This is a genomic window from Dokdonia sp. R86516, from assembly GCF_044596715.1.
In the GTDB taxonomy this organism is placed as follows: Bacteria; Bacteroidota; Bacteroidia; order Flavobacteriales; family Flavobacteriaceae; genus Dokdonia.
Window position 1 is genome coordinate 939,194 of sequence record NZ_CP138998.1, and the last position, 25,326, is coordinate 964,519.

Sequence of the window (25,326 nt, forward strand, 5' to 3'; positions counted from 1 at the left end):
TTGTTCCTAACCTTAGACGAAGTGAGCAGCACTTAATTACAAGACCTACTCTTTACCGTCTAGCAGCTCTTGAAATTTGATCTTATACCTAGAGAGATGCAAACCATCTATAAGACCGTGGTGTACATATAAGGCAACAGGCATTGTGTAAACTCCTGGCTCTTTTTGAGTAATCTGGCCGTAAGAAATTTTTGGAACACTGTCTTTTGCTTTAAAGAGTCTTGAATGTGTGATTGCTGTAAAATCCATCCAAGATATGGCAGAGCAATGCATCACATCATCTGTATTAATAGGCGGAAAAAGCTCATCTGATTCCTTTACACGCTCCACCTCACGCTCTACAGATTTTGTAAAAACCGTCATATCTGCATCGTAAGGAATGTAACTAAATCCAAACGTCTCATTGTCTCTCATAAGCGTAGCGCTAGCGCTTATAGTATCTAGCAACACCACCTCTCCATTAGGCCTAATGCGGTATCTAAAGTTTTCTATAGCCATAGCCGCCTCAAGAGATTTATGCAGGTAGTACACAAAAAGTGAGATACCCTGCTCTTTTGCTCGCTGCTTTGCAAGTGTCATATCTACTTGCCAGGTGATCCCAAAGTAAGGCTCTTCAAATTGTAAGAAAAACTCAAAATGCTTCTTACGTTTCCAGGTGGTGATGTCTATTTTTTTCAATGCTTGAGGTATTTATCACAAATATAAAAAGTCCCTCGCGATGAGGGACTTTTTATACACTAAGATATGTTAAAGCTGGATTTACACCAGTCCGTTTGCTACGAGGTACTCACCTATTTGTACCGCATTTGTTGCTGCTCCCTTACGAAGGTTATCAGACACAATCCACATATTAACCGTATTCTCTTGTGAGTAATCACGACGTATACGACCTACAAAAACATCATTTTTACCCTCTGCATAAATAGGCATAGGGTACGTATTTGTATCTGGGTTGTCTTGTACAGTTACTCCAGAAGTTTCATTAAGAACCTTACGAATGTCCTTCTCTTCAAAAGGCGCACGCAGCTCTACATTTACAGATTCACTATGTCCTCCTACTACTGGAATACGTACTGCCGTAGCTGTAACAGCTATAGAGCGATCATCTAGTATTTTTTGGGTTTCGTTTACCAGTTTAAGTTCTTCCTTTGTGTATCCATTTTCTTCAAAAACATCACACGCTGGTATGGCGTTGCGGTGAATAGGGTATGGGTATGCCATCTCACCTTTTTCACCCGCATATTCATTTTCTAGTTGCTCTACTGCTTTTACTCCTGTACCAGTAATAGATTGATAAGTAGATATGACTAATCTCTTAATACCGTATTCTCTATGTAAAGGAGACATTGCTAGCACCATCTGTATAGTAGAGCAATTGGGGTTTGCAATAATTTTATCTTCCTTAGTTAGTGAGGTAGCGTTTATTTCTGGTACTACAAGCTTCTTTGTAGGGTCCATTCTCCAGGCAGAGCTATTATCTATTACTGTTGTACCTACCTCTGCAAACTGAGGTGCAAACTCCTTTGAGGTGTTTCCTCCAGCAGAGAAGATTGCTATTTGCGGCTTTGCTGCAATGGCATCTTCCATAGAGTGAATTGTGTACTCCTTGTCTTTATAAGTAACCTTTTTACCTACAGAGCGCTCTGAGGCTACAGGTATTAACTCTGTAATTGGGAAATCACGTTCTGCAAGAACTTTTAACATCACTTGGCCTACCATCCCGGTGGCTCCTACTACCGCTACTTTCATAGTATCGTTTTAAAGAGGTTGTTTTAAAAATGAGCTTCGCTTTCGCGAAAACTTTATAGAACGTCAAAGTTAGCACGCATTAACGATTTATAAGCCGTTGAAACCTTAAAAGTTAGTTAGATATATAACAATACATCAAACTTTGTTTTAATTGTATAAAAAAACCACCTTGTTAGATAAACAAGGTGGTTTAAGTTAGAATATAATAGTGTAGCGGTTGCTACTAGTAATTACTTCTTAAGAGAATCTCTGATCTCTTTTAATAAATCAATCTCAGATGGTCCTGGATCTGCTGCTACTTCTTCTACAACTGGCTTCTTAGTTTTGTTATAAGCTTTAACCATCATAAATAATACAAATCCTACGATTACTAAGTTTATGATTGCATTGATCCACTTACCATACATAATTGCATTTTCGGCAGTAGTAACTGTACCATCTGCTGCTACAACAGCCTCATCAAGTACTACTTTAAGATCTGCAAAGTCTACTCCTCCTGCAAAGTGACCTACGATAGGCATCATAATATCTCCTACAAAACCGTTGATTACTAATCCAATTGCACCAGCAAGGATAACAGCGACAGCAAGATCTATGACGTTACCCGTCATAATAAACTCTTTAAATTCTTTTAACATTTTAATGTATTTTAAGGTTAATTTTTAAGCAAGGTAATAAAAAAAAACAAAGCCTAAAGAAACGTTAATTTTTTTTAATGTTAAAAACACTAGTCTCGGAGAACGACACGTTTTACACGCTGACCAACCATTGTAAGTAATTCGTAAGAGATAGACTGCACTTCTTGAGCTAAAGCATCTGCACCAGTTTGTGTTCCAAAAATCTCTACATCATCTCCCTCCTCACAGGCAATGTTTGTAACGTTTACCATAATCATATCCATACAGACGTTTCCAACAAAAGGAGCTTTTTCTCCCGCAATCGTTACGTAACCTACGCCATTGCCGTAAGCTCTAGAAATACCATCTGCGTGACCTATAGGTATTGTAGCGGTAATTATATTTTCGGTGGCTTTGTAAGCACGATTATATCCTACACTTTGCCCAGCTTTAATATGATGTATCTGTGAGATTACAGATTTTAATCTAGCTACAGGCTTTAAATTTTCTGTCTCCTCTTTATTATTACCGTATCCGTATAAACCTATACCTATACGTACACAATCAAAATGAGCTCTGTGATAATTAATAACCCCAGAAGTGTTAGTCATATGCATAAATGGCACATAATCTAGCCCTTGCAAGAGTTCTTTTGAGATGTTTGTAAATTGAAGGATTTGATTTAAGGTAAATTCTTCTTCGGTGGGATCTTCGCTTGCTACTAGATGTGAGAAGAGCGATGCTACTTTTAGGCTCATATTTTCGCTTAAGCGGTCAAGAATCCATGGCACATCTGTATTTAAAAAACCTAGTCTATTAAGTCCTGTATTAAACTTAAGATGAATGGGATATGCTGTTTGCTTTTTTGCTTTCGCGAAAGCGGAAAACATTTCTAGCATTCTCCTGCTATAAATATTAGGCTCCAAACAGCGCTCTAGCAGCGTTTCAAAATTATCTGGTTGTGGGTGCAGTACTAAAATAGGAGTTGTAATACCTGCATCTCTCAAGGCGACGCCTTCTGAAACGTATGCCACAGCAAAATAATTTACCCCTTGAATTTCTAATTCTTGAGCCACAGCTCCGGCATCACTCCCGTACCCAAATGCCTTTACTACTGCCATCACTTTAACAGAAGGGGCTACCTTTTTTCTTAAATAAGAATAGTTATGGCGTAAAGCAGCTAGATCTATTTCTAAGCGTGTAATTGCCATTAGTTAGGGTCTTGAGGGGTTTGCCTCGAGTTATTTACTGTGATTTCCTCAGGAGTTTCAACATCCATTTTACGTAATCTATCTCTCAGCATAGCTTTATAATATGCTGCACGTGATAAGGGCTCATACTCCTCGGTCTCTCCTAGCATAACGATATCTTCACTCTGTGCTTTTCTATAGCTATATTGAGCTAGGTTACCTGTGCGAGTACATACTGCGTGTACCTTAGTCACATACTCTGCTGTTGCCATAAGGTTAGGCATAGGCCCAAAGGGGTTTCCTTTAAAATCCATATCAAGTCCAGCTACGATTACTCGTATACCGCGGTTTGCAAGATCATTACAAACCTTTACGATCTCATCGTCAAAAAACTGTGCTTCGTCTATGCCTACAACGTCGCAATTATCTGCAAGCATCGGGATGTTTGCAGCCGCTGGAACTGGAGTAGATCGTATCTCATTTGAGTCGTGAGAGACCACCATTTCCTCATCATAACGGGTGTCTACCGCAGGTTTAAAGATTTCAACTTTTTGTTTTGCAAACTGTGCGCGTTTGAGCCTACGGATGAGTTCTTCTGTTTTACCAGAGAACATAGATCCGCAAATGACTTCAATCCAGCCAAATTGCTCTTTATGATTTACTGTATTTTCGAGAAACATTTTGTACTTTTCTAGACCAAAACGGTAATAATTCCGTTTTATTAATCCCAATGATTAAGGCAGAGGTAAATGTATCAAAATTACGTTGAAACCGCTCCACATATCTCAAAGTTATGAAGAAAACTATCAAGGCAGAACTCGTAAGCATAGCTCATAAAATTCTACAACTACGCGACAATGCAGATTATAAACAACTGGCAGATACAACTAGAAAACTGCACGAAAAGCTCACTGTTCTAGCTTATGCAGAACAACTTGAAAATGCAGGAAAACCTACCTTGGGACTAAGAGAACTAGAGGAAGTAATGGTAAATGAGGAACTTGCGCCAGCAAGCGAAGCGTCACTAACTAATCTAGAAACTCAAACCACGACGACTCCATCACCTACAAGAACGCCTGCCGAGATACTAGCAGATAACCAAGCTAGATATGCCGAAGCAAAAGGAACAGACGATCATCACAGACCAGATGGCACTCAATACAATGATGATGATGAGCCTGTACATGAGCCTGTGATTGAAAAAATAAAAGATATGTGGCCAGAAATGACTCCTGAAGCTGCAGATATTGATAAAGTAATAGATGCAATCATACCACCTCAACCTGAAGTAGGAAAGGCCGATAGTTTTGAAATTGGGAATGAATATGGCCAAATGCCCATTTTTGAACCTAAGGAAACTTCTAACAAAGAAAGTGCAAATGATAAGCCTAAGAATCTTAATGACCGTTTAAAAACCGGTTTAAAAATTGGACTTAACGACAAGCTCTCCTTCATAAAACATCTATTCGCTGGAAGCACCTCTGACTATAATAGAGTTTTAAGCCAACTAGAAACTTTTGGCTCTGCAGCAGAAGCTAACACTTTTATATCTCAAATGGTAAAACCTGATTATAATAACTGGGAAGGTAAAGAAGCTCAAGAAACTCGCTTTCTTGAAATTGTGGAAGGAAGGTATTCTTAAAAACTTCACACTGCTCGTAAATAAAGCAGTTAACGACAGATTACAGTAAAACATATTAAGTTTTGATTAAGGATTGCGACAAATGCGCAAAAGTTCATCGTTCAACGCTTCCTTTTCAATTCTAAAATCAAAACTAGCTTACCATGAAAGTACAACGTATTATTTATTGGATCACCACAATAGGCATTTGTGCTATCATGCTCTACTCTGCTCAAATGTATTTTAGAAATACAGAGATGGTTGAAGGTTTTTTTAAGGCTCTTAATTATCCTACGTACGTTGTAATACCGCTAGCGGTATTGAAAATATGTGCAATCCTCATGTTATTGTGGCGAGGTATACCCTGGCTTACGGAGTGGGCTTATGCTGGAATATTTTTTGACGTAGTTCTCGCAGCTGCCGCCCACTACAAGGCAGATCATGATATTACTTTGACGCTCGTTGCATTAGTATTACTTCTTGCTTCTTACTTTTTTGGGAAAGAAGTGAGACCCATGTATCGCTAGTTTTACAACTACAAACTATCATTAATCACTAACTTTGCGGCATGTCAAAACTCTACTTAGTTCCTACGCCTATTGGTAATCTTGAAGATATGACCTTCCGTGCTATTCGCATACTTAAGGAAGCAGATCTTATTCTTGCAGAAGATACACGCACCAGCGGCAAACTACTTAAGTATTACGAAATAGGCACGCAGATGATGAGTCACCATATGCACAATGAGCATAAAACTGTAGATGCTATCGTACAACGCATTGCAGCTGGTGAGACCATAGCTTGTATAAGTGACGCAGGTACACCTGCCATTTCTGACCCTGGTTTTTTACTTACTAGAGCTTGTGTAGAGGCAGGTATAGAGGTAGACTGTTTACCAGGTGCAACAGCATTTGTACCTGCACTTGTAAATAGCGGCTTCCCTAATGATAAGTTTGTTTTTGAAGGTTTTCTTCCTGTAAAGAAAGGGCGCCAAACTCGCTTTCTAGCTCTTCAAAAAGAGACACGCACGATGATTATTTATGAGTCTCCTCACAAGCTAGTAAAGACCTTAGGCCATTTTATAGAATATTTTGGAGAGGATCGCCCGGTTTCTGTCTCTCGAGAGATTACAAAATTACATGAGGAAACCGTGCGCGGGACTGCTACAGAAGTACTTGCCCATTACACAAATAAACCTCCTAAGGGTGAGATTGTCATCATAGTAGGTGGTAAAAGCAAGTAGTTAAATGGTTTTTTACGCTTTCGCGAAAGCGTAACATTAAAAATTATAAGTCGCCGCCAGTATTAGATTTCTTCCCGCAGCAGCTATTCCAGATGAATATGTACGGTAACGCTGGTCTGTAATATTATCAAGATTTGCCGTAAAAGACCAACTATCTGAAAGCACATAACGGCTCCCTAAACTAAGTTCATACCAGCTAGGCGAGTAAGGATTACCATCACCGTCTAGTGCATAAAGGTGTGAGTTACTTTGCTGGCTAGGAGCGAGCTCATCAAAATCAAATGAACCACTATATGCCACCGAAGCATCTAGCGTCCATTTATTACTAGTCCATATTAAATGGTTATTACCAAAAAGCGGTGCCACGTGCCTAAAAGGTATGTAACTACCATCTTCGTCTTTTTCTACACCACTCGTATAATTAAACTGCCCTGTAAGCTTTAGAGATTTAGAAAGCTTTGCATCTGCACCTATTTCTATACCATAAACCTCAGCTTTTGAGGCATTCTGTATCGCTTGTACATTGCTTAATTCTCCTTGATATGCTATCTCTGTCACGCCATCAAGATCAAAATCACGACGTACTAATGCATTCTCTAGCAATGTATAATAACCGTTTACATCCAACCTTAGTGCGTTAGAAAAATTGAAATTAAATCCTAGCTCGCCATTGTATGCATACTCAGATTTAAGATTAGGATTAGGCACGACTACAGATCCTGGCTCGCTATCAAATATTTTACCTACATCATCAATGTTAGGTGCTCTAAACGCTGTTCCTAGATTTGCTTTGAGGCTTACTGCCTTAGAAATTTCATGAGTGACACCTATGCTTCCTGTAAGATTTCCAGTACTTAAATCTGCTTTGTCAAAAGGCAGTGCAAAAAACTCATTATTATCAGAAAAGTCTGCTGCAAGAAATATGTGGTTATAACGCAATCCAGATTGCAGGCGTGTCTTCTCTGTAAGTTCTAATTGTATAGTACCGTAAGCAGCAAGAGACTGCCATGTAGATCCGTCTGGATAACGAGAAGCCTGATTGCTTATAGTTCCTGTAGTGATATCTGTTACTTGACCATTAGATCCTACTTTATTGTGTACATACTCTAGTCCATAAAAGACTTTATTGCGCTTTGACTTCAGGTTTTTTGTAAAATCTAAGCCTACAGAAAAAGCATCTACATTCTCATCTGTTTCAAAAAAATCTGTTCCGCCAAAATCGCGATCATTTCTACTTTCCTTAGAGTTTTGGTACGTTATGGTTGCTCTTGCACGATTATAAAAACTCCCATAACCCTCTTTATCAATCTGCAGGTTAGTCATAAACCATTGTTGCGGACCATAAAACCACTCTGCTGCTCTAAACTCTCCATCTCTTTTTCTCGTTAATCTATCATAACGATCATAATCTGATGTAGTGGCATAAATAAGACCTAGGTTAAAATCCCAAGTATCGTTAGGCCTAAAACGCACTTTTTGCATCAAGTTTAATGAGTTAAAAGCTGAGCCTTCTTGTATTAAAGGATTATCATTAACCACGGCGGTATCTACACCATCTATAATTTTTACAAAATCAGTGCGTAAATAATCATCTGGGCCATGCTTCCCTTGACGCTGGTCATCATAATCTGAGTAGCTTGCACTAGTAAGAAAAGACCAGTTGCGCTTCCCTATATTGATATCAAAATGCCCTGTCCTTTCATTATTTGCAGTGTTTACACGTGCGACAGCAGTACCAGTAACTAGGTGATCTTCTGTAAATGAAAGCTTGGGTTGCTTTGTATAAAAGTTCATTACTCCTCCCACGGCATCACTACCGTAAATTACGGACCCTGGACCTAGTAGCACCTCTGTGCGATCTATAGTAAATGGATCTATTGAGATTACATTCTGTACGTTTCCACCTCTAAAGATTGCGGTATTAAAACGAACGCCATCTAACGTGATGAGTAACCTATTTGTAGAGAATCCTCTTATCAAAGGACTACCTCCACCTTGCTGACTTTTTTGAACAAATACAGAGCCACTTGCCTGTAGTAAATCTGCTGCTGTTTGTGGGTTTGCGCGCTGTATATCTTCAGATGAGATCCCTACTATTTTTTGCGGTACATTTTTTCGGCTTTGTGCAAATTTGCTTGCAGAGAGCACAATTTCTGTAAGCTGATTATCCTTCTGCTTCAAGAAGATTCTATTAGAAAGCGCTATTATCTGAGCTTTGCTGTATTGCGCATCTTTATGTGCGACTTCTTGAAAATAAAGGATTTCCGCTTTCGCGAAAGCGGTCACATCTGCTCTCCCGTCAAAATCTGTGAGGGCACTCTTACTCTTATCTTTATTAAAAATAGCAACTCCTATTATAGGTTCGCGCGTGTCTACATCAAGCACCGTGATTTTCTGGGCTTGTACAGAGACAGCTACTAATAAGAGTAGGGTAAAAAGTATGCGCATTTAGCTGAAAATTGAGTTGAGCACCGCTAGTGATCTAGGTTTTTTAAAACCGTGTAAATGTAACTCATAATACTGTAATAGCATGTTGAGAAAAGAGGTGCGCTGTTTTTGGTTTAGTTTGATAGAAACTAATGCATCAAAATTTGTGCCCAAGAATAACTTTAACAACTCGATATCCTGCCCAGAACGGCAGTAAATACTTGTCTCAGCATTTTCAAACATTCCGTCTATCAAGTTAAAGTACTCATGCTGAACCTCTGAGTCATCTGGATAAAAACCTAAGTAGCCACTTAGCTTCAAAAGAAATAGTAAATGAAAATTTGCAATCGTATTATTTAAATCTAGCCATAAGCTAGCGTTCACTATAAAATCAAAGAGAGGAACGTTTTCTTCTTCCTCTTGCACAGAAGATCTAAGTACATCTGCAATAAAAAAAACAATGGCACTTTTTGCCACTTCCGTATGTAAACTCGTGTAATGAGTGACCACTTTTGCCTCACGTATACTTTCTAGAGTGCCTTTATCCTTATGATTTGCTTCAATCTCTAAATGTGTGAGCGGCTGAAACATGGCAACTCGAAGCTTACCTTTCTTTGATTTTAAAACTCCTCTAATGAGATAAGATTTGAGTCCGCTACTTTGTGTAAATGCTTTCACAATGAGATCTGCCTCTCCATATTTAAGAGCAGAAAATACAATGGCTTCTGTTTTTACTAGCATTATCTAATGATCATGACTTTCTTAATGGTAGTTTCTTGCAGCTCTTCTGGTGGTCCCGTTATTATAATGAGGTATACTCCAGATGCAACCTTATGTCGCCCAAAAGCAGTTGTATCCCACTCAATGCTTCCCCCCGTGGTGTTTTCTTCATAGACAAGATTGCCCACTAGATCTGTAATCTTCACATTAGTATTTGCAGTAAGCCCTTCTATACGCACATTACCGTTAAACCCAGGCCTTACCGGGTTTGGGTACACGAGCACTTCTTCAAGATCTTCGGCTGGTGCAGTAGAGGAGCCATCAAAAGCTACCATTCCTCTTATCGTACCAAAGTACACACTACCCGTTTCTGGATCAATTGCTACAGATTGCACCGTATTTGAAGGAAGCGGCGAATTATCTGTAGTAAAATGAAAAATTGTTTCTTGCCCATTCGGACTCACATAAAACACTCCTGAATCTGCAGTAGCAAGCCACTTATTATTTGCGCCATCTACAATAATATCTGTTACCACCTGGTCATTAAGCAATTCTTGAGCAATACCATCTTGTAATATTATAATAGCATTTGCACTTACCTGAGGATCTTCAAAGAGTTGTGAAGGACCAAATAGCACTCGCAAACCTAATCTTGTGCCTATCCACAGTGCTCCGTTTCTATCTACCGCTAGTGATCGTATATCATCTATAGGTAAGTTTCCAGCACCATCTTCGCCTGCTAGACGAGCAAATGTATTTGTACTTGGATTAAAACCAATAACACCTCTTCTATCTGTTCCCACAAAAATATTACCATCTGGGGTAATAGCAATAGCATCCAAGTTTGCATCTTCACCAGCAAGAATCTCTTCTGTATTAAATGGAGTAAACTGTCCGCTAGGAGAAACTCGTTGTAAACCTAGTACAGAACGCGCATTAGTCACCCAGAAATTACCATCATTATCAAATGCTCCTCCGTTTACTCTCACATCATTTGTCGTGGTAGCCACTGGTAAAAGCGGACTATTATTTTCATCATAGAGAATACTTGGAGTTTCATCTATGATTTCCACAAGTCCTCCATTAAAAGAGCTAGCATATAATCGAGACGGATCTTGATCATTAATAGCAATATGTACAAAATTACTAGCTCCAAAGAAATCTTCCTGCGGAATAGAACTCCATCCCTCTGCCTCACTATAACGACTTATCCCCTGCCTTTTAAGTGGGAATGGATTGTATGAAACAGTATAATCACCAAAAACAGACCACACAGAACCTGTACTTGCTGCTACGTCAAAATGTGCATTTTCTAACGGTCCATTAGGTAATAAACGAGTTATGTCTCCCGGAGTTGCGATATCAAAGAGAGCCACACCAGACCCTAATGTACCTATATACACAGCGCTATCTTCTACAAGTGCAGTGGCATATTTGGGATTGAAATCTGCTATAGCCCCATAATTTTGAACTTGGGTGCCATTTACATCATACAAAAACACACTAGCGTTGAGTGTGACTATAATATTCTCAGCGCTAGATCGCACATCTATAATGGAAGTGGGAAAGTTTTTAAAAACAGAAAAATCTAACCCGTTAGATGAGATTAGAAGACCATTATCCTCCTGTAAGTAAATGTTATTGTCAAATTCTATAACCTTCTCAAAAGCGCCATTTCGAGTTGTCTCCCAGTTGTTAAAGTCTATAAGGTTATCGTTTGCAACGAGTGCCCTACGTAATCCACCATCTAGGGTTGCGGCATAAATATATGGTTCTTGAACAGCAGTACTACCTATATCTAAAAGCCCTCCATTATTGCCTATAAAATAGGAGTCATCAAACTCAAGCCTACCTACATCATAAAGTGACACACCAAAGCCTGTAGCTATATAGACAAACCCATTATATTCTTCAAAGTGGTTGATACGCTTGCGATCTGGCGGAATGGCTGGTTTATTAAAAATATCTACAACCGTAAGTACGCCAGAAGTGTTACCTACAATAACATCTATCACTCCATTTTCATAACCCACGAAAAGGGTGTCAAAACTCTCACTATAATATATAGAAGAGATTAAATTACCAGAAAGACCATTTACCGTAGTCCTGTTTGTGGTAGTGCCGTCTAGTGTATTATAGATAAAAACCGCATTCTCAGATGCTACATACACCTTATCATTACCAGAGGTGATACCTACGGTTTGATTATAAGAAAAATGAGCTGTCCAATCTTCAGAAAAATCTTGTGCCACCGCAATAGATGAAACCAAGAATACAATAAGAAGAAGACGTATGTTCACAGCAAGAAAATCTTATTTATTTAAAACGATCAAATGTACAATTATTGCACTATGAATCGAAATGAGGCGCTCACATATGCTAGTACGACATTATCTAGAAGTACGCTTTCGCGAAAGCGTAACAAAAAAGGGCAGCCTAAGCTACCCTTTTAAAAAATATATGAAACAGTAATTAAACCACTCCTTGTGCTAGCATTGCATCTGCTACTTTTACGAATCCGGCAACGTTTGCTCCTTTTACGTAATCTACGTAACCATCTTCATCTTTACCGTACTCAACACATGCTTCGTGTATATCAAGCATAATGTTGTGTAGCTTCTCGTCTACCTCTTCTGCCGTCCAGTTGTAACGTAAACTGTTTTGTGACATTTCAAGTCCAGAAGTAGCAACTCCTCCTGCGTTTGAAGCTTTTCCAGGTGAAAACAAGATTTTTGCTTTGTGGAATACTTCAATTGCTTCTGGTGTACAAGGCATGTTTGCTCCTTCAGCAACACAGATACATCCGTTATCTACTAAAGTTTTTGCTTCATCACCGTCAAGCTCATTCTGAGTTGCACAAGGTAAAGCTACATCTACTTTTGTTCCCCAAGGTCTCTTACCTTCATGGTACTCTGCAGAAGTATACTTTTCTGTGTACTCGCTTATGCGGCCACGTTTTACATTCTTAAGTTCCATTATAAATGCAAGCTTCTCTGCATCAATACCATCGTTATCTACGATATATCCTCCAGAGTCTGACATAGTGATTACTTTACCACCCAATTGAGTTACTTTTTCTGTAGCGTATTGAGCAACATTTCCTGATCCAGAAACTGCTACTTTTTTACCTTCAAAAGTTTCTCCTTTAGTTTTAAGCATACTCTGTGCAAAGTAAACGTCTCCGTAACCTGTTGCCTCTGGTCTTATTAATGAGCCACCGTATGATAATCCTTTTCCAGTAAGAACTCCAGTAAACTCATTACGAAGTCTCTTGTACTGTCCAAACATATATCCTATCTCACGACCACCTACACCAATGTCTCCCGCAGGCACATCTGTATTAGGACCTATATGACGAGCAAGCTCGCTCATAAAGCTTTGGCAAAAACGCATTACCTCTGAATCAGATTTTCCCTTTGGGTTAAAATCAGATCCACCTTTACCACCACCCATAGGTAATGTTGTAAGGCTGTTTTTGAAAACTTGCTCAAAACCTAAAAACTTAAGAATACTAAGATTTACAGATGGGTGGAAACGAAGCCCTCCTTTATAAGGACCAATGGCGCTGTTAAACTCCACACGGTAACCTCTATTAACCTGTATCTCTCCAGCATCATCTGTCCATGGCACACGAAACATAATCGTACGCTCTGGTTCTACCATACGCTCAAGAAGTTTCTTCCCTTGATATTTAGGATTTTCTTCTATGAAAGGTATTACAGTTTCTGCTACCTCGTGAACGGCCTGCATGAATTCTGGCTCGTTCGGGTTGCTCTTAGCAACATAATCGACAAATTTTTTAATGCTGTCTGACATAAGTTTAATCTATTGTGAGAATGTATTTTACAAATCAATTTTTACTGAGTACAAATATACGGTATCCTTGATTTTATGTGCATTTTTTTTAGAATATCACAATGGATAAATTAGTTTGTAAGATTAAACTTACAGAAAATGTAGAATATTCTTAGAAATTTCGATGTTTGACATTATTGTATATATTTGTCACACTCAAACGACCTAACTTATGAAAGCCAAGCACCTACTATTGGCATTGCTATCTTTTATGATGGCGCATCAGAGCTTAAATGCTCAATTTGGATTTTCGCATGAACTTGGTGTTATTACGGGACCAGTTGCATTTCAAGCTGACTATGGTGAGCGTGGAAATCAAGAAACAAACATAGGAAATACAGGATTTGGAGTAGGTATCGTTCACTACCTCAACTTCTCATATCAAGCAGATTGTAACTGTTACTCTCGATACACCTATTTTAATGATCACTTTAAAGTTCGTAATGAAATTGATTATCATTTTACGAATCTCGACAACTTTGGCCCAGAAACAGACGACAACGATTTTGGTGGTTTAAGACTACGTAATCACAAAGGAAAAGCTAGCGTTTTAGAAATAGGCTCTCATCTAGAATATTACCCACTTAGCATAAGAGATTTTGCAGCAGGAGCTTTTAAATTTGCTCCATATGTGAGTCTTGGTGCTCACTTTGTTTCTTATAATCCTAGTGCTACGACTGATTTGAGACCTGATGGAAATATTTTTGGACAAGTACTCAACCCTTACACTCAGGATCCTTTTGACACGGGACCAGCTATAATCGAAGGCTTTAATGTAGGTGATGGCGAGTTTGGTACCGGAGTTGACACACGACCTGGAACAACTTGGGCAATCGCTGGAAGTATAGGAACACGATATAAGCTAAGCGTACTAAGTGATCTTAATTTAGATTTGAGATGGCACTACTACTTTTCTAACTGGGTAGATGGGCTTAACCCTGATCCAAGACCTGACAATAAAGTAAATGACTGGATTTTCTGGATTAATGTAGGATATATCTATTATCTGGATTAATTTATTATAAAGAATAAACAGAAAAGCGACTTTGATAGTATCAAAGTCGCTTTTCTGTTTTACAAGCTTAGTTTTCTAGTGCCTGTTTAAGATCTGCTATGAGATCTTCTTCATCTTCAATACCCACGCTTAGCCTCACTAAGGAATCTTTGATTCCGAGTTTTTCTCGTTCTTCTTTTGGGATAGAGCCATGAGTCATTGATGCTGGATGACCTGCAAGCGACTCGACACCTCCTAGGCTTTCGGCGAGGGTGAAAATTTGTAGCTTCTCTACAAAGCTTACAGCACCCGCTAGCGAACCTTGCTTAGTAGTAAATGAAATCATAGCTCCGTAATCCTTCATCTGTCTTTTGGCAATATGATGATTAGGATGATCTTCAAACCCAGGCCAGTATACCTTATCAACCATAGGATGAGACTTAAGATAGTGAGCAACAGCCTTGCCATTTTCGCAGTGTCGTTGCATACGCACATGCAATGTTTTTATACCACGCAATGCCAAGAAGCTATCTTGAGGTCCACTTATCGCTCCGCTTGCATTTTGTATAAAATATAATCTATCTGCTAGCTCCTTATCTTTTACAATAAGAGCACCCATAACCAGATCACTATGACCTCCTAAATACTTTGTAGCACTATGCATCACAATATCGGCACCTAAGTCTAGTGGTAATTGCAAATAAGGGGTTGCAAAAGTATTATCAACCGCAAACAGAACGTTATGCTTTTTTGAAATTATTGACACTGCCTCAATATCAATAATACTCATCATCGGGTTTGTAGGTGTTTCTACCCAAATGAGCTTTGTTTTTTCATTTATATATGTCTCTATATTCTTTACATCTTGCATTACAACAAAGTGAAACTTTATGCCAAAACCTTCAAATATCTTCGTAAAAAGCCGATACGTACCACCATAAAGGTCACTCGTTGAGACCACCTCATCACCCGGCTTGAGTAACTTCATAATTGCATCTATTGCAGCAAGTCCAGATGCAAAAGCGATTCCGTAGTCTCCATTTTCTATACTCGCAAGCGACTGCTCAAGTGCATGACGCGTTGGGTTTGCAGAGCGACTATATTCATATCCCTTATGACCGCCAGGCGTAGATTGTGCATAAGTAGAAGTTTGGTATATGGGAGGCATCACAGATCCATAAGCCTTATCTGGATGTTGTTTACCATGTATTGTCTTAGTATTAAATTTCATTGTAATGTTTTTTAAGTAAAAAAGCTCTCTCTCCTTACCTGCTAAGAAATATAAAAATACAATAACTGATCACAAGCTATCATGATTATAAGAAGGAGTGGTCTCCTAGTATATGTTGCTTTTATTTTGGGAGCATATCAACTACCTTTATCTTATGAAAAAACTACTTCCTTCCATACTTATAATTATTCTTTTTATAAGCTGCGAAAAGGCGATCACCTATACTTCTAGTACAGATAGTTATTCTACAAAAGATTTTACTATTTGTAATAGCCAGCCCTGTCCGGAGATTATGTTAACTGTTCTGCATATGGAAACACCTGAAGAAGCTGCTATCACTGTTAATAACTGGGTTCAAACTTCTACTATAAATACACTTTATAACGAGACAGAAAGTTTACCTAGCTCAATTAATGACGCCATTGAACTCTATATTAACAACTCACAAATCTCATATCCGGAAACAACAGAACTTTCAGACGCTCATGAAATAACTATAGAATCTGCCATATCATTTGGTTCTAACAACTTACTATCTGTAGTATTCTATTCATATCAATTCATGGGTGGTGCGAGTGGTTTTGACAACGAAATGTATCTCAATATCAATCCACAAACTGGTAAGGAATATAGTGATGACGAGTTGCTGGATGATGATTTTTACGCTTTCGCGAAAGCGCAATTTGAAAAAGAATATCCGCAAGAAACATTTGACCTTACTCCATCAAATCTTCCCGATAGCTACCTAAAAGAAGTAGGATTTACCGAAGAAGGTATTGTTCTTATTTATAATGATATGGGTGTGTCCTCATTTAATATGGAGGATAAACAAATAACCATCCCATGGGAGCTTTCTCAAGATTACCTTACCCTTTAACGAGTTTTGACAGTTGGATAATACAACCTAGGTGTAATCCTTCATGAAAGTTATTAAAATCAAGTCCATGCTCTACTTTTGACAATGTACCTCCCGTGGTAGAGAGCGTGTATTCTTTATAATCCTTAAATATACCTGCTTCATAATCCTTTTGAAGTGTTTTGAGCGTGTCAAAGAGCATCTCATGCATAAGGCTAAGCTCCTCTTGAGTAACATCTCTTTCTGGCTTTGTACCTTTCTTGTAGTTATTAATAAACTCCATAGATACTGGTGGTGTGAGACCAGAAAGTCCGTAGGTAAGAAGTTGTTGTGTTGCGATGCTATGACCTATATTCCAGATAATATTATTATTAAAGCCATCAGGTATTTTATTAAGCTCTTCAAGTGTATGACTCTTAATAAAACGTTCTAGAAGATGACGGTTTTTTAGGCAAATATCAAAGGTGTATTCCATTGGGTTTAATTTTCCCTAAAAATAATTCATTTTGGTAGAGATAGGCGGTATTTTTATACTGTAATTGAAATACACCACTTTATTTTGAAAAAAATCTACCACCTCTCTACCTGTAATACTTGCCAGCGCATCATCTCTGAAATTAACCCAAATGATGATGTCATTATGCAAGACATTAAATATGAGCCTATAACGTTATCTCAAGTAGAAGAGATGAAAGAAATGGAAGGATCTTATGAAGCTCTCTTCAGCAAGCGCGCGCAATTATATCGCAAACGCGGTCTTAATGAACAGACACTATCTGAAGATGACTATAAAAATCTTATTCTAGAGCACTACACTTTCTTAAAACGACCTGTAATGATTGTAGAAGATAAAATCTTTGTGGGCAATAGTAAAAAAGTAGTGGCTGCTGCCGTTGAAGCATTTGCAAAATAAAAATCTATGAGCAAGCGTCACCTCGCCTTTCTTGCAGCCTTTGGCGCTAGTTTTATTTACGGTATTAATCATACGCTAGCAAAGGATTTAATGCCTACCTACATCGAGGCATATGGATTTATTATGCTCAGGGTTTTGGGAGCAGCAGTTCTATTTTGGATTACAAGTTTGTTTTTTCCTTCAGAAAAAATAGAACGTAAAGACTGGTGGCGTATGATTTTTTGCGCGCTATTTGGGATGACCATAAACATGCTCATGTTCTTTAAAGGTTTGGAATTATCTACACCCATAAATAGTAGTGTGGTGATTACTTTATCTCCCGTTATATTGCTTGTGCTTTCTGCTATATTTTTAAAGGAAAAGATCACTTGGCTTAAAGGTTCTGGTATTGCTATAGGTCTAGTGGGCGCACTTGTTTTAATCCTGTTTGGGGCACAAACACAAGATAACGCCCCTAATATTCCATTAGGTAACATGTTATTTATGATTAATGCTACCGCATACTCTGTCTATTTAATTCTTGTAAAACCACTCACTGCAAAGTACTCGTCAATTACCTTAATGAAATGGTTTTTCCTTATTGCGGTATTTACAAACGCACCTATCGGGCTTCCTCAATTTCTTGAGGTACCCTGGAGTACATTACCTCCTAATGTCATAGGAGTCATGGCTTTTGTAGTAGTAGGTACGACCTATCTTACATATCTTTTTAATGTATTTGCTTTAAAGCAGCTTAAACCATCAACTATAGGCGCATTTATATACCTGCAACCTCTTATCGCAACCATTGTAGCGATTATCTTAGGTGCAGATACGCTTACTACTATTAGAATTATTGCTGCTGCACTTATTTTCTTAGGTGTATATTTAAGTACTAAACGAAAAAAAGCAATTGCCTAAAATCACCACTCAAGAGTTTTTTACCATAAACGACATCCCTGAAACCACCTTCAGAGAATTAGGTTGTAATCAAACCTTTTACTTTTCAAAACTATTTCTGGCTTCATTTGAGGAGGCAAATAGCACGATTGAATATCGGTATTTAATTTTCATGAGGAGAGAGCAGCCTGTTGCTATGGCTATTCTTCAACGTGTACGTGTTTCCCTTGAAAGAGCTCCAAGTAACCTTCCCTACTATCAAAAGCTAGCCAAAACACTACAATGCTACCTAAGCAATAAAAAAACGCATATTCTAGTTTGCGGGAATGTATTTTTAAGCGGGGAGTATGGGATATGGGTTAAACAAGGAATAGATAGAAGACGTATTTATGATATGCTTTCGCGAAAGCTTAAAACACTACAAAAAACCACTAAATCAAGCGTTTGCTTTTTGAAAGACTTTAATGCCACACAAGACACCGCTGCAAGTGTAGTAGAAAAACAGCACTTTCAATCATTTGCCGTCGAACCTAATATGCACGTAAATGTTGCTTGGAAAGATTTTGAGGATTACAAAAGCTCTTTAAAATCAAAATACCGTATAAAAGTTAATAAGGGAGACTCGTCCAGTAGTGCTCTTATACAAAATTCACTTACAGCGAACGAAATAAGAACTCATAAAGAAAAACTTAAATCCTTATATCTAGGTGTTGCAGAGAAAGCCTTGTTTAACACCGCTTTTATTGACATTGAAACCTACGCATTACTCAAAGAGCGATTTCCCGAAAATGTAATCATTAGCACCTACAGTAAGAAAGGGGAAATAGTAGGATTCTCAACCGCTTTTTTACATGACGGCCAGCTCAGTGCTCATTATGTTGGGCTTGATTATACTGTAAATAAAACAGATGCCATCTACCCAAGAATGTTAAACGATTATATTCGATTAGGTCTTTTACTAGGGGTGAAAGACATTAACTTAGGCAGAACTGCATCTGAAATTAAAAGTACTCTAGGAGCAACGCCAGAGCACTTAAGATGTTATATAAAACACCAGCGTACTGTAGCAAATTTGTTTTTTAAACCGTTTATACGCCAGATCAAAATGACAGAATACAAACAGCATAATCCATTTAAAAATTAAATTTGAAAGCATGTACTTAGAGTAGACACAATTAAATCTTCATTAAATTATGGTTATCAATCTACACTAATATTGAAAAATAAAAGTAAGCTGCTATTGGTAATACTTATGTTCTAACCTCAGCAATCCCTTTCACATTCATCATTTTGTAAATCAGATATTGCTAAATATAGTAAAAAAGTGTTAAAAATTTTAACACTTTTTTTAACATTTGTATAATTTGATAACATATTTATAAAATAACTTTACTACATTTATTGCTAACAACTTAAAATCAAATACTTATGAAAACTAATGAAATTGCAAATAATTTAGTGAATTGGTGTAATGAGGGTAATTATGAGCGTTGCTATAAAGAACTATATAGTCCTAATATTGTAAGCTTAGAACCATCTTGGGCAGAAAATGCACGTGCAGAAGGAATGCAAGAAGTTGCAAAGAAAGGAGAATGGTGGGAAAATACTTTTGAAGTACACAGCAGTAAAGCCAGCGAACCTACAGTAGCAGATAATTGGTTTTCTGTGCGTTTTGATATGGACACTACACATAAAGCTAGCCAGCAACGTTCACAAACATCTGAGCTTGCCGTTTATCAAGTAAAGGATGGAAAAATTGTTCAAGAGCAGTTTTTCTATGACATGCCTGGACAATAAATCACAAATCCCAAGTTTATAATGTAATCCTACACCATAAACTTGGGATTTAATTTCTATTTTTTTTATTCCTTATCCATAGGCACTTGCCCGTGTGAGCGCATGTCTTCTTTAGTAAGGACTTTAAAGTCTGGTGTTTTTGGTGCCTTTTCAAGCATAGGTGTTAAGGCTTCTGGTAGGCCTATAGTTTTACGCGTAGTAAGATCAATCCACGCTCCCATCATGCTTCCGCGAGCTAGATTTCTTCCTTTATAATCGTAAAAATTATGTACAAACTTAAAGAACATACCATCTTCACTCGCTCCTCCTAGTTCAAAGGTTACAGTAATAGGTTTACCTTGAAAAGCTTCTTTAAAGAAAAACAATTGCTCGTGAAAAATTACTGGACCTATGTTATAAGCAACCATTTCTTTCTGGCTTAACCCGTTCTCAATCATAAAGCCCATACGAGTATGAGACATAAAATTCACATAAGCAGAGTTTGCTAGATGACGATTTGCATCTATATCACTCCATCGTATATCAAATTCTTTTGTGTACATATTATAAGTATTTAGTGCGCTTGTGCGCTATAGTTAGTGATGTTTCATTTGTAAAATTACAATTTCAAAACCTTATATCAACTTAAGAATAGGTTAAGAATCCCTGCGCAACACACTAAGTGCATTGCTTACTATTTGCTGTAAAGTATCGCGATTTCTTAAAAACATTCTCGTAGTGCGCAGTCCTTGAAAAGTGCAGAATAGAAAATAAGCATATTGAGACGCAGACTGCTTTGTATTTATAAGATGTGCATCTTGCCCTTCCTGCACTAAGCCTTTAAAAAACTCTATTCTGTGCTCTTGCATTTTCTCAAGGTAATCTTTTATTGACTCGTCCTCCCTACTAAGCTCCACTTTACAGTTTATACTAAAGCAACCTCTTCCTTGGGTATCTTTTACAATCTCCTCTATAAAATTTTCAAATATAAAACGAATTCCTTCTAACGGATTAGAAGCTCGTACTAAAGCATTTGTATATATCTTCTCATTTTCTTCTTGATACTGTATCAACAAGGTTTTATAAATGGCTTTTTTATTGCCAAAAGAATTATAAATACTAGATCTGTTAAGGCTTGTTGCGTCAACAAGATCGCTCATGGAAGTACCATGATATCCCTTTTGCCAAAACAAATCTCTTGCTAAGGCAAGTACAAGCTCTCTATCAAAATCTTCAGATCTAGGCATTTTTAATGATTAGAATATGCATAAATATAAGTGGAATGAATGTTTCAAAAAAGAAAGTACTTCATAAAACTACTTTTTACAGGTTTGATCATTACGCTTTCGCGAAAGCTTAATTCTGCCTACTTTTATAAACTCATAATCGTTAATTTACTCATAGCACACCACCTTACATAATGCCCATTGTACCATCACGTTTTCGCGCAAGCGGACTTTTTAAAAACCCACATTTTTCGACCATTTATTCTGCTAAAATTAGACGCGTCAAGGGAATCAAACAAACTCGTGAGCGTATGGAACTCCCAGATGGAGATTATGTAGATGTAGACTGGACACTAGCCGCGACGCCACAAGAAGGCAATATTAAAAAGGTTGCCGTTTTACTTCATGGACTTGAGGGAGATGCACAGCGACCTTATATACTAGGTACTGCAAAATTGTTGAGCAGTCATGGTTATGACGTAGCTGCTATTAACTTTAGAGGTTGCAGCGGCAGCCAGAATAGACTGTATAGATCATATCACAGTGGTGATACTGGCGACATTAGATTTGTAATCAACACACTTGTTACTAGAGCTTATAATCATATTAATCTATATGGAGTAAGTCTAGGCGGTAATGCAGCTCTTAAATATCTAGGGGAACAAGATGAGATACCCTCACAAGTTAAGTGTGCAGCTTGTATAGGAGTTCCTGCAGATCTTAAGGCTTCCCTTGAGCAACTTTCTAAAAAAGAAAACATCATATACCGAACCTCATTTTTAGTACACCTAAGAGCTAAGTATCGCAAAAAAATGCAACTATTTCCAGACAAAATGAATAAGGAAGAATACAGAAAAATAAATAGCCTAAAACATTTTGACGATCTGTATACCGCACCCGCACATGGCTTTAAAGATGCTCTTGATTATTATGCTAGAGCAAGTAGCTTTGACTATCTTGATAAGATTACTGTACCTACCCTTATTCTCAATGCAAAGAATGATAGCTTTCTTCATGGTGATTGCTATCCTATTGCACAGGCAAAAAACTCTAATATTATACACTTAGAAATGCCAGACCATGGAGGTCATGTAGGATTCTATATGAAAGGAGAATTTTACTATAATGAACTGCGTACTCTAGAGTTTTTTCAAAAAAATATGGAGTAAAAAGTAAGCGTTAGTTATCTTTATATTAATAAACAAAACTATAAAATATGAGAATTAAAGGATTTCTAGCAGTGATAGCACTTGCTACTATAATGGTAAGTTGTGGTGAAGGAGAAAAAAAAGAAACTAAAGAGACGGTAAAAATAGGATCAAAAAAAGCTGCTAAAAAAGTAGATGAGAACACTGTAAATCTAGCGCTTGCAGGTAATGACCTAATGAAATATGATAAGAGCGAGCTTAAGGCAAAAGCTGGACAAGAAGTAACTCTTACCTTCCGTCATACTGGTAAAATAGGGATTAAGGTTATGGGACATAACTTTGTACTACTTAAGCAAGGTACGTCAATACCAGAATTTTCGGCAGCAGCAGCTACCGCCGGAGAAGCAAAAGACTGGATTGCAAATGAAGACCAGATTATAGCACACACAAAAATGATAGGTGGTGGCCAGACTACCTCTGTAACATTTACTGCTCCAGCAGCTGGAACTTATGACTTTATCTGCAGTTTCCCTGGACACTCTGGATTAATGAAAGGAAAATTTATTGTGGAGTAAATCACACCACAGTTATATTAAAAAAGCCATCGCGAGTTGTAACTCATGATGGCTTTTTTCATTACTCTATATTCTTCTACAGTAAACCGAATGTCAATTAATACGACGGTTTGCGTCTGTTTGCTTTCTTTTCAGATTGTATTTTTTTAGCATTAAGGCGTTTAAGTTTTGCCATCTTAGAAGGGCGTTTCTTAATTCTAATTTTAGGTCTTTGTACAGCTACCTCTAGTAATGCAAACAGTCGTTTTATCACGTCCTCTTTGTTTTTATGCTGGCTACGTGAAGTTTGAGAAGCGAGTAGCAAAACTCCCTCTTTTGTAAGTCTATGACTAAGTTTTTCTTTGAGTAACTCAAGCTCTACCTCTGTTACTGCAGCAGATTCATACATAGCCCAAGATAACTCTACTCTTGAACTTGTTTTATTTGCATGCTGTCCTCCTGGCCCACTACTTCTCGTTGCCTTAAATGTAAGTTCGGTAAGTAGTAACTCCTTATTCATTGATTTTTATTTCTTCTACATCGCTCACTGCAATAAATTACTTCATCCCAGTTTTTCTCCCATTTCTTTCGCCATGCAAAGGGTCTTTCACAAACGGGACATACTTTTGTAGGAAGGTGCTGCTTTTTCAAAATCTAGTCTTAGCTGTATTGTGATTTAAGATTATCAAGCATGATCTTAGTAATGGCATCTAGATCAAATTTATGATCCCATCCCCAGTCTTTACGAGCTTCACTATCATCTATGGAGCCTGGCCAAGAATCTGCTATGGCTTGTCTAAAATCTGGTTCATATTCGATCTCAAACTCGGGAAGTACTTTTTTAATACTTTTAGCTACATCTTCTGGCGCAAAGCTTACTCCTGCAAGGTTATATGAAGAGCGTAATTTTACGTCCTTTTTAGGAGCATCCATAATATTTATAGTTGCTCTAATTGCATCCTCCATATACATCATAGGTAACACTGTTCCCTTCTGTAAGAAACAACGGTAGTTACCATGTTTAAGTGCTCTGTGATATATATCTACTGCATAATCTGTAGTTCCTCCGCCAGGTTCTGTTGTATAACTTATAAGTCCTGGATAGCGTATACTTCTCACATCTACACCATATTTCTTGTGATAATACTCACACCAGCGCTCCCCAGTTTGTTTTGATATTCCATATACGGTTGATGGCTCCATAACCGTAAGTTGGGGAGTATTTTCTGATGGAGTTGTTTCTCCAAAAACAGCAATACTTGATGGCCAAAATACCTTTTTAACCTTTTTGTCTTTTGCTAAGTTTAAAATATGAAACAGCGTGGTCATATTAAGATGCCAAGCTTTTGCCGGAAAACGCTCTGCAATTGCAGATAGCATAGCCGCCATTAAGTACACTGTATCAATTTTATATCTAAAAATTACATCTTCTACCGCAGCAAAGTCTGTTGCATCTAGAAGCTCAAAGTGCCCCTCACTCATAAGCTCTTCGTTTCCTTCACGGATGTCACTGGCTACAACCTTATCTGCACCAAATCTGTTACGTAAAGCTATGGTTAGCTCCGTTCCTATCTGACCGCAAGCTCCTATGATGAGTATTCTAGATTTCATATTGTGTGTTTTTAGTAGTACGCTTTCGCGAAAGCGTATGCAAACTTAATCATAAATATTGCGCGTATATACCCAATTAACCTACTTTTGTTAAGCGCTCAGTATAAGATTTTATGAAACAGTTACTTCCTTTTTTAATTATTCTTTCATTTATTATCACCACTTCTTGCGACCAAAAAGAAGCTTTTCAAAAACCGAAAGAGAATGTAGCCTTGGTGGGTAATGACACCTTACAACTTCCCTCTCCAAAAAATCTAAAAGCGACTATACGCCTTACCACTCAAGCACGAGAAGGAGTGAAAAACTGGTCGTTTTATAATGATCTCTCTGCCGCTATTGATAGTTTATCACCAATGAATACTCTAGGCGAATTACGCCTCAAGTTAATAGATATAGATGCCTTATATATAAACCTGGAACAAGCGGAGGAAGATCTAGCCCCAGTAACACCAGAGGCCGTAAAAACTAAAGCTGTAAATGCGCGCCTAGTTGCTATAGAAACTAAGGCAAAAGTGCTACAAAATAGCGCCCAACTCAACACTCCAGTTGCAGAGGATATTTCTAAAAAAATTGGCGAACTATATAATGCCTACCAAGATCTAAATTTGCAACTCAACGAACTTTTTGATACTAGCTTTAAAGACCTGCTAGAAGAGATAAAAAAAGAAAATGAACAGTCTGCTAGTGAAAGGGCAGACGAGCAAATACCTAATTAA

Annotated in this window: 28 protein-coding genes; 12 read left to right on the forward strand and 16 right to left on the reverse strand. The window is 37.8% G+C overall.

All coding sequences use genetic code 11. The features are described from left to right. Window positions 1–45: 45 nt before the first annotated feature. The 5 genes from SJY23_RS04300 to SJY23_RS04320 all read right to left on the reverse strand — a co-directional run bounded on the left by SJY23_RS04300 (window position 46) and on the right by SJY23_RS04320 (window position 4,236). Window positions 46–678: a CatA-like O-acetyltransferase gene (locus SJY23_RS04300; RefSeq protein WP_396597581.1), complete on the reverse strand. Its 633-nt coding sequence runs from the start codon at window positions 676–678 to the stop codon at window positions 46–48. An 81-nt stretch (window positions 679–759) separates the two neighbouring features. After that, a complete protein-coding gene (locus SJY23_RS04305) occupies window positions 760–1,749 on the reverse strand; it encodes an aspartate-semialdehyde dehydrogenase (protein ID WP_038598429.1) in 990 nt (329 codons plus the stop codon). A 230-nt stretch (window positions 1,750–1,979) separates the two neighbouring features. Further along, entirely contained in the window at window positions 1,980–2,387 is a 408-nt protein-coding gene (mscL, locus tag SJY23_RS04310) for a large conductance mechanosensitive channel protein MscL (RefSeq protein ID WP_396597582.1), read from the reverse strand. Window positions 2,388–2,476: 89 nt separating this feature from the next. Next, the gene (gene alr / locus SJY23_RS04315; protein ID WP_396597583.1) at window positions 2,477–3,577 is read right to left on the reverse strand and encodes an alanine racemase; all 1,101 of its coding nucleotides are present in this window, start codon (window positions 3,575–3,577) and stop codon (window positions 2,477–2,479) included. After that, window positions 3,577–4,236, reverse strand: coding sequence for a thymidine kinase (locus tag SJY23_RS04320; protein ID WP_396597584.1), 660 nt, complete (start codon window positions 4,234–4,236; stop codon window positions 3,577–3,579). The genes alr and SJY23_RS04320 overlap by 1 nt, the downstream gene beginning before the upstream one ends. 113 nt (window positions 4,237–4,349) lie before the next feature. On the opposite strand from SJY23_RS04320, the gene SJY23_RS04325 reads away from it, so the two are divergent. The 3 genes from SJY23_RS04325 (at window position 4,350) to rsmI (ending at window position 6,420) form a co-directional block, all read left to right on the forward strand. Beyond that, the gene (locus tag SJY23_RS04325; protein ID WP_396597585.1) at window positions 4,350–5,198 is read left to right on the forward strand and encodes a hypothetical protein; all 849 of its coding nucleotides are present in this window, start codon (window positions 4,350–4,352) and stop codon (window positions 5,196–5,198) included. Window positions 5,199–5,341: 143 nt separating this feature from the next. Next, the gene (locus tag SJY23_RS04330) at window positions 5,342–5,704 is read left to right on the forward strand and encodes a DoxX family protein (RefSeq protein WP_035335275.1); all 363 of its coding nucleotides are present in this window, start codon (window positions 5,342–5,344) and stop codon (window positions 5,702–5,704) included. 41 nt (window positions 5,705–5,745) lie between these two features. Then, window positions 5,746–6,420, forward strand: a complete 675-nt coding sequence (rsmI, locus tag SJY23_RS04335) for a 16S rRNA (cytidine(1402)-2'-O)-methyltransferase (protein WP_396597586.1) — start codon at window positions 5,746–5,748, stop codon at window positions 6,418–6,420. A gap of 36 nt (window positions 6,421–6,456) precedes the next feature. Here rsmI and SJY23_RS04340 read toward each other — a convergent pair whose 3' ends face one another. The 4 genes from SJY23_RS04340 to gdhA form a co-directional block, all read right to left on the reverse strand. Continuing rightward, window positions 6,457–8,868: a TonB-dependent receptor plug domain-containing protein gene (locus SJY23_RS04340; protein ID WP_396597587.1), complete on the reverse strand. Its 2,412-nt coding sequence runs from the start codon at window positions 8,866–8,868 to the stop codon at window positions 6,457–6,459. Further along, window positions 8,869–9,588 (reverse strand): DNA repair protein RecO, encoded by a 720-nt coding sequence (gene recO / locus SJY23_RS04345; RefSeq protein WP_035335267.1) that lies wholly within the window; start codon window positions 9,586–9,588, stop codon window positions 8,869–8,871. It lies immediately after the preceding gene. Next, window positions 9,588–11,867 (reverse strand): two-component regulator propeller domain-containing protein, encoded by a 2,280-nt coding sequence (locus SJY23_RS04350; protein WP_396597588.1) that lies wholly within the window; start codon window positions 11,865–11,867, stop codon window positions 9,588–9,590. The genes recO and SJY23_RS04350 overlap by 1 nt, the downstream gene beginning before the upstream one ends. A 172-nt stretch (window positions 11,868–12,039) precedes the next feature. Beyond that, window positions 12,040–13,383 carry an NADP-specific glutamate dehydrogenase gene (gene gdhA / locus SJY23_RS04355; protein ID WP_396597589.1) on the reverse strand — a complete coding sequence of 448 codons (1,344 nt, stop codon included), beginning with the start codon at window positions 13,381–13,383 and terminating at the stop codon, window positions 12,040–12,042. Window positions 13,384–13,594: 211 nt separating this feature from the next. Here gdhA and SJY23_RS04360 point away from each other — a divergent pair, with 211 nt between their 5' ends. Continuing rightward, on the forward strand, window positions 13,595–14,437 hold the full coding sequence (locus tag SJY23_RS04360; protein WP_396597590.1) for a THC0290_0291 family protein: 843 nt from the start codon (window positions 13,595–13,597) through the stop codon (window positions 14,435–14,437). A 67-nt stretch (window positions 14,438–14,504) separates the two neighbouring features. Here SJY23_RS04360 and SJY23_RS04365 read toward each other — a convergent pair whose 3' ends face one another. Next, window positions 14,505–15,647: a cystathionine gamma-synthase gene (locus tag SJY23_RS04365; RefSeq protein ID WP_396597591.1), complete on the reverse strand. Its 1,143-nt coding sequence runs from the start codon at window positions 15,645–15,647 to the stop codon at window positions 14,505–14,507. Window positions 15,648–15,801: 154 nt separating this feature from the next. Between SJY23_RS04365 and SJY23_RS04370 the strand changes: the two genes are divergently transcribed. Beyond that, window positions 15,802–16,524, forward strand: coding sequence for a hypothetical protein (locus tag SJY23_RS04370; RefSeq protein WP_396597592.1), 723 nt, complete (start codon window positions 15,802–15,804; stop codon window positions 16,522–16,524). Here SJY23_RS04370 and SJY23_RS04375 read toward each other — a convergent pair. Then, entirely contained in the window at window positions 16,514–16,978 is a 465-nt protein-coding gene (locus SJY23_RS04375) for a DinB family protein (protein ID WP_035335259.1), read from the reverse strand. The two genes, SJY23_RS04370 and SJY23_RS04375, sit on opposite strands and share 11 nt — an antisense overlap. An 84-nt stretch (window positions 16,979–17,062) precedes the next feature. Between SJY23_RS04375 and SJY23_RS04380 the strand changes: the two genes are divergently transcribed. The 4 genes from SJY23_RS04380 (at window position 17,063) to SJY23_RS04395 (ending at window position 20,092) form a co-directional block, all read left to right on the forward strand. Beyond that, a complete protein-coding gene (locus SJY23_RS04380; RefSeq protein ID WP_396597593.1) occupies window positions 17,063–17,416 on the forward strand; it encodes an arsenate reductase family protein in 354 nt (117 codons plus the stop codon). 6 nt (window positions 17,417–17,422) lie between these two features. Then, window positions 17,423–18,316 carry a DMT family transporter gene (locus SJY23_RS04385; protein WP_396597594.1) on the forward strand — a complete coding sequence of 298 codons (894 nt, stop codon included), beginning with the start codon at window positions 17,423–17,425 and terminating at the stop codon, window positions 18,314–18,316. After that, window positions 18,309–19,439, forward strand: a complete 1,131-nt coding sequence (locus tag SJY23_RS04390) for a peptidogalycan biosysnthesis protein (protein ID WP_396597595.1) — start codon at window positions 18,309–18,311, stop codon at window positions 19,437–19,439. Before SJY23_RS04385 ends, SJY23_RS04390 begins: the two co-directional genes overlap by 8 nt. Window positions 19,440–19,723: 284 nt before the next feature. After that, complete coding sequence (locus SJY23_RS04395) at window positions 19,724–20,092, forward strand: nuclear transport factor 2 family protein (RefSeq protein WP_035335252.1); 369 nt, start codon at window positions 19,724–19,726, stop codon at window positions 20,090–20,092. Window positions 20,093–20,157: 65 nt separating this feature from the next. Here the strand turns inward: SJY23_RS04395 and SJY23_RS04400 are convergent, their stop codons facing one another. Both SJY23_RS04400 and SJY23_RS04405 read right to left on the reverse strand, forming a co-directional pair. Further along, complete coding sequence (locus SJY23_RS04400; protein WP_035335251.1) at window positions 20,158–20,634, reverse strand: thioesterase family protein; 477 nt, start codon at window positions 20,632–20,634, stop codon at window positions 20,158–20,160. A 93-nt stretch (window positions 20,635–20,727) separates the two neighbouring features. After that, window positions 20,728–21,318 carry a TetR/AcrR family transcriptional regulator gene (locus tag SJY23_RS04405; protein ID WP_396597596.1) on the reverse strand — a complete coding sequence of 197 codons (591 nt, stop codon included), beginning with the start codon at window positions 21,316–21,318 and terminating at the stop codon, window positions 20,728–20,730. Between the two features lie 173 nt (window positions 21,319–21,491). Between SJY23_RS04405 and SJY23_RS04410 the strand changes: the two genes are divergently transcribed. Further along, window positions 21,492–22,466 carry a YheT family hydrolase gene (locus SJY23_RS04410; protein ID WP_396597597.1) on the forward strand — a complete coding sequence of 325 codons (975 nt, stop codon included), beginning with the start codon at window positions 21,492–21,494 and terminating at the stop codon, window positions 22,464–22,466. A 47-nt stretch (window positions 22,467–22,513) separates the two neighbouring features. After that, window positions 22,514–23,020 carry an azurin gene (azu, locus tag SJY23_RS04415; RefSeq protein ID WP_035335247.1) on the forward strand — a complete coding sequence of 169 codons (507 nt, stop codon included), beginning with the start codon at window positions 22,514–22,516 and terminating at the stop codon, window positions 23,018–23,020. Between the two features lie 97 nt (window positions 23,021–23,117). Here the strand turns inward: azu and arfB are convergent, their stop codons facing one another. From arfB to SJY23_RS04430, 3 genes are read right to left on the reverse strand one after another with little or no spacing between them, the layout of a single operon-like run. After that, window positions 23,118–23,519 carry an alternative ribosome rescue aminoacyl-tRNA hydrolase ArfB gene (gene arfB / locus SJY23_RS04420; RefSeq protein WP_396597598.1) on the reverse strand — a complete coding sequence of 134 codons (402 nt, stop codon included), beginning with the start codon at window positions 23,517–23,519 and terminating at the stop codon, window positions 23,118–23,120. After that, on the reverse strand, window positions 23,516–23,650 hold the full coding sequence (locus tag SJY23_RS04425; protein ID WP_081804642.1) for a DUF2256 domain-containing protein: 135 nt from the start codon (window positions 23,648–23,650) through the stop codon (window positions 23,516–23,518). The genes arfB and SJY23_RS04425 overlap by 4 nt, the downstream gene beginning before the upstream one ends. Window positions 23,651–23,659: 9 nt before the next feature. Beyond that, window positions 23,660–24,610: an NAD-dependent epimerase/dehydratase family protein gene (locus tag SJY23_RS04430; RefSeq protein WP_396597599.1), complete on the reverse strand. Its 951-nt coding sequence runs from the start codon at window positions 24,608–24,610 to the stop codon at window positions 23,660–23,662. 113 nt (window positions 24,611–24,723) lie between these two features. On the opposite strand from SJY23_RS04430, the gene SJY23_RS04435 reads away from it, so the two are divergent. After that, the gene (locus SJY23_RS04435) at window positions 24,724–25,326 is read left to right on the forward strand and encodes a hypothetical protein (protein ID WP_396597600.1); all 603 of its coding nucleotides are present in this window, start codon (window positions 24,724–24,726) and stop codon (window positions 25,324–25,326) included.

Bases quoted from the DNA above. Each gene is read 5' to 3' on its own strand.
- SJY23_RS04305 (WP_038598429.1), bottom strand. From the start codon at position 1,749: ATGAAAGTAGCGGTAGTAGGAGCCACCGGGATGGTAGGCCAAGTGATG.
- mscL (WP_396597582.1), bottom strand. From the start codon at position 2,387: ATGTTAAAAGAATTTAAAGAGTTTATTATGACGGGTAACGTCATAGAT.
- alr (WP_396597583.1), bottom strand. From the start codon at position 3,577: ATGGCAATTACACGCTTAGAAATAGATCTAGCTGCTTTACGCCATAAC.
- SJY23_RS04320 (WP_396597584.1), bottom strand. From the start codon at position 4,236: ATGTTTCTCGAAAATACAGTAAATCATAAAGAGCAATTTGGCTGGATT.
- SJY23_RS04325 (WP_396597585.1), top strand. From the start codon at position 4,350: ATGAAGAAAACTATCAAGGCAGAACTCGTAAGCATAGCTCATAAAATT.
- SJY23_RS04330 (WP_035335275.1), top strand. From the start codon at position 5,342: ATGAAAGTACAACGTATTATTTATTGGATCACCACAATAGGCATTTGT.
- rsmI (WP_396597586.1), top strand. From the start codon at position 5,746: ATGTCAAAACTCTACTTAGTTCCTACGCCTATTGGTAATCTTGAAGAT.
- SJY23_RS04340 (WP_396597587.1), bottom strand. From the start codon at position 8,868: ATGCGCATACTTTTTACCCTACTCTTATTAGTAGCTGTCTCTGTACAA.
- recO (WP_035335267.1), bottom strand. From the start codon at position 9,588: ATGCTAGTAAAAACAGAAGCCATTGTATTTTCTGCTCTTAAATATGGA.
- gdhA (WP_396597589.1), bottom strand. From the start codon at position 13,383: ATGTCAGACAGCATTAAAAAATTTGTCGATTATGTTGCTAAGAGCAAC.
- SJY23_RS04360 (WP_396597590.1), top strand. From the start codon at position 13,595: ATGAAAGCCAAGCACCTACTATTGGCATTGCTATCTTTTATGATGGCG.
- SJY23_RS04365 (WP_396597591.1), bottom strand. From the start codon at position 15,647: ATGAAATTTAATACTAAGACAATACATGGTAAACAACATCCAGATAAG.
- SJY23_RS04370 (WP_396597592.1), top strand. From the start codon at position 15,802: ATGAAAAAACTACTTCCTTCCATACTTATAATTATTCTTTTTATAAGC.
- SJY23_RS04375 (WP_035335259.1), bottom strand. From the start codon at position 16,978: ATGGAATACACCTTTGATATTTGCCTAAAAAACCGTCATCTTCTAGAA.
- SJY23_RS04385 (WP_396597594.1), top strand. From the start codon at position 17,423: ATGAGCAAGCGTCACCTCGCCTTTCTTGCAGCCTTTGGCGCTAGTTTT.
- SJY23_RS04395 (WP_035335252.1), top strand. From the start codon at position 19,724: ATGAAAACTAATGAAATTGCAAATAATTTAGTGAATTGGTGTAATGAG.
- SJY23_RS04400 (WP_035335251.1), bottom strand. From the start codon at position 20,634: ATGTACACAAAAGAATTTGATATACGATGGAGTGATATAGATGCAAAT.
- SJY23_RS04405 (WP_396597596.1), bottom strand. From the start codon at position 21,318: ATGCCTAGATCTGAAGATTTTGATAGAGAGCTTGTACTTGCCTTAGCA.
- SJY23_RS04410 (WP_396597597.1), top strand. From the start codon at position 21,492: ATGCCCATTGTACCATCACGTTTTCGCGCAAGCGGACTTTTTAAAAAC.
- azu (WP_035335247.1), top strand. From the start codon at position 22,514: ATGAGAATTAAAGGATTTCTAGCAGTGATAGCACTTGCTACTATAATG.
- arfB (WP_396597598.1), bottom strand. From the start codon at position 23,519: ATGAATAAGGAGTTACTACTTACCGAACTTACATTTAAGGCAACGAGA.
- SJY23_RS04430 (WP_396597599.1), bottom strand. From the start codon at position 24,610: ATGAAATCTAGAATACTCATCATAGGAGCTTGCGGTCAGATAGGAACG.
- SJY23_RS04435 (WP_396597600.1), top strand. From the start codon at position 24,724: ATGAAACAGTTACTTCCTTTTTTAATTATTCTTTCATTTATTATCACC.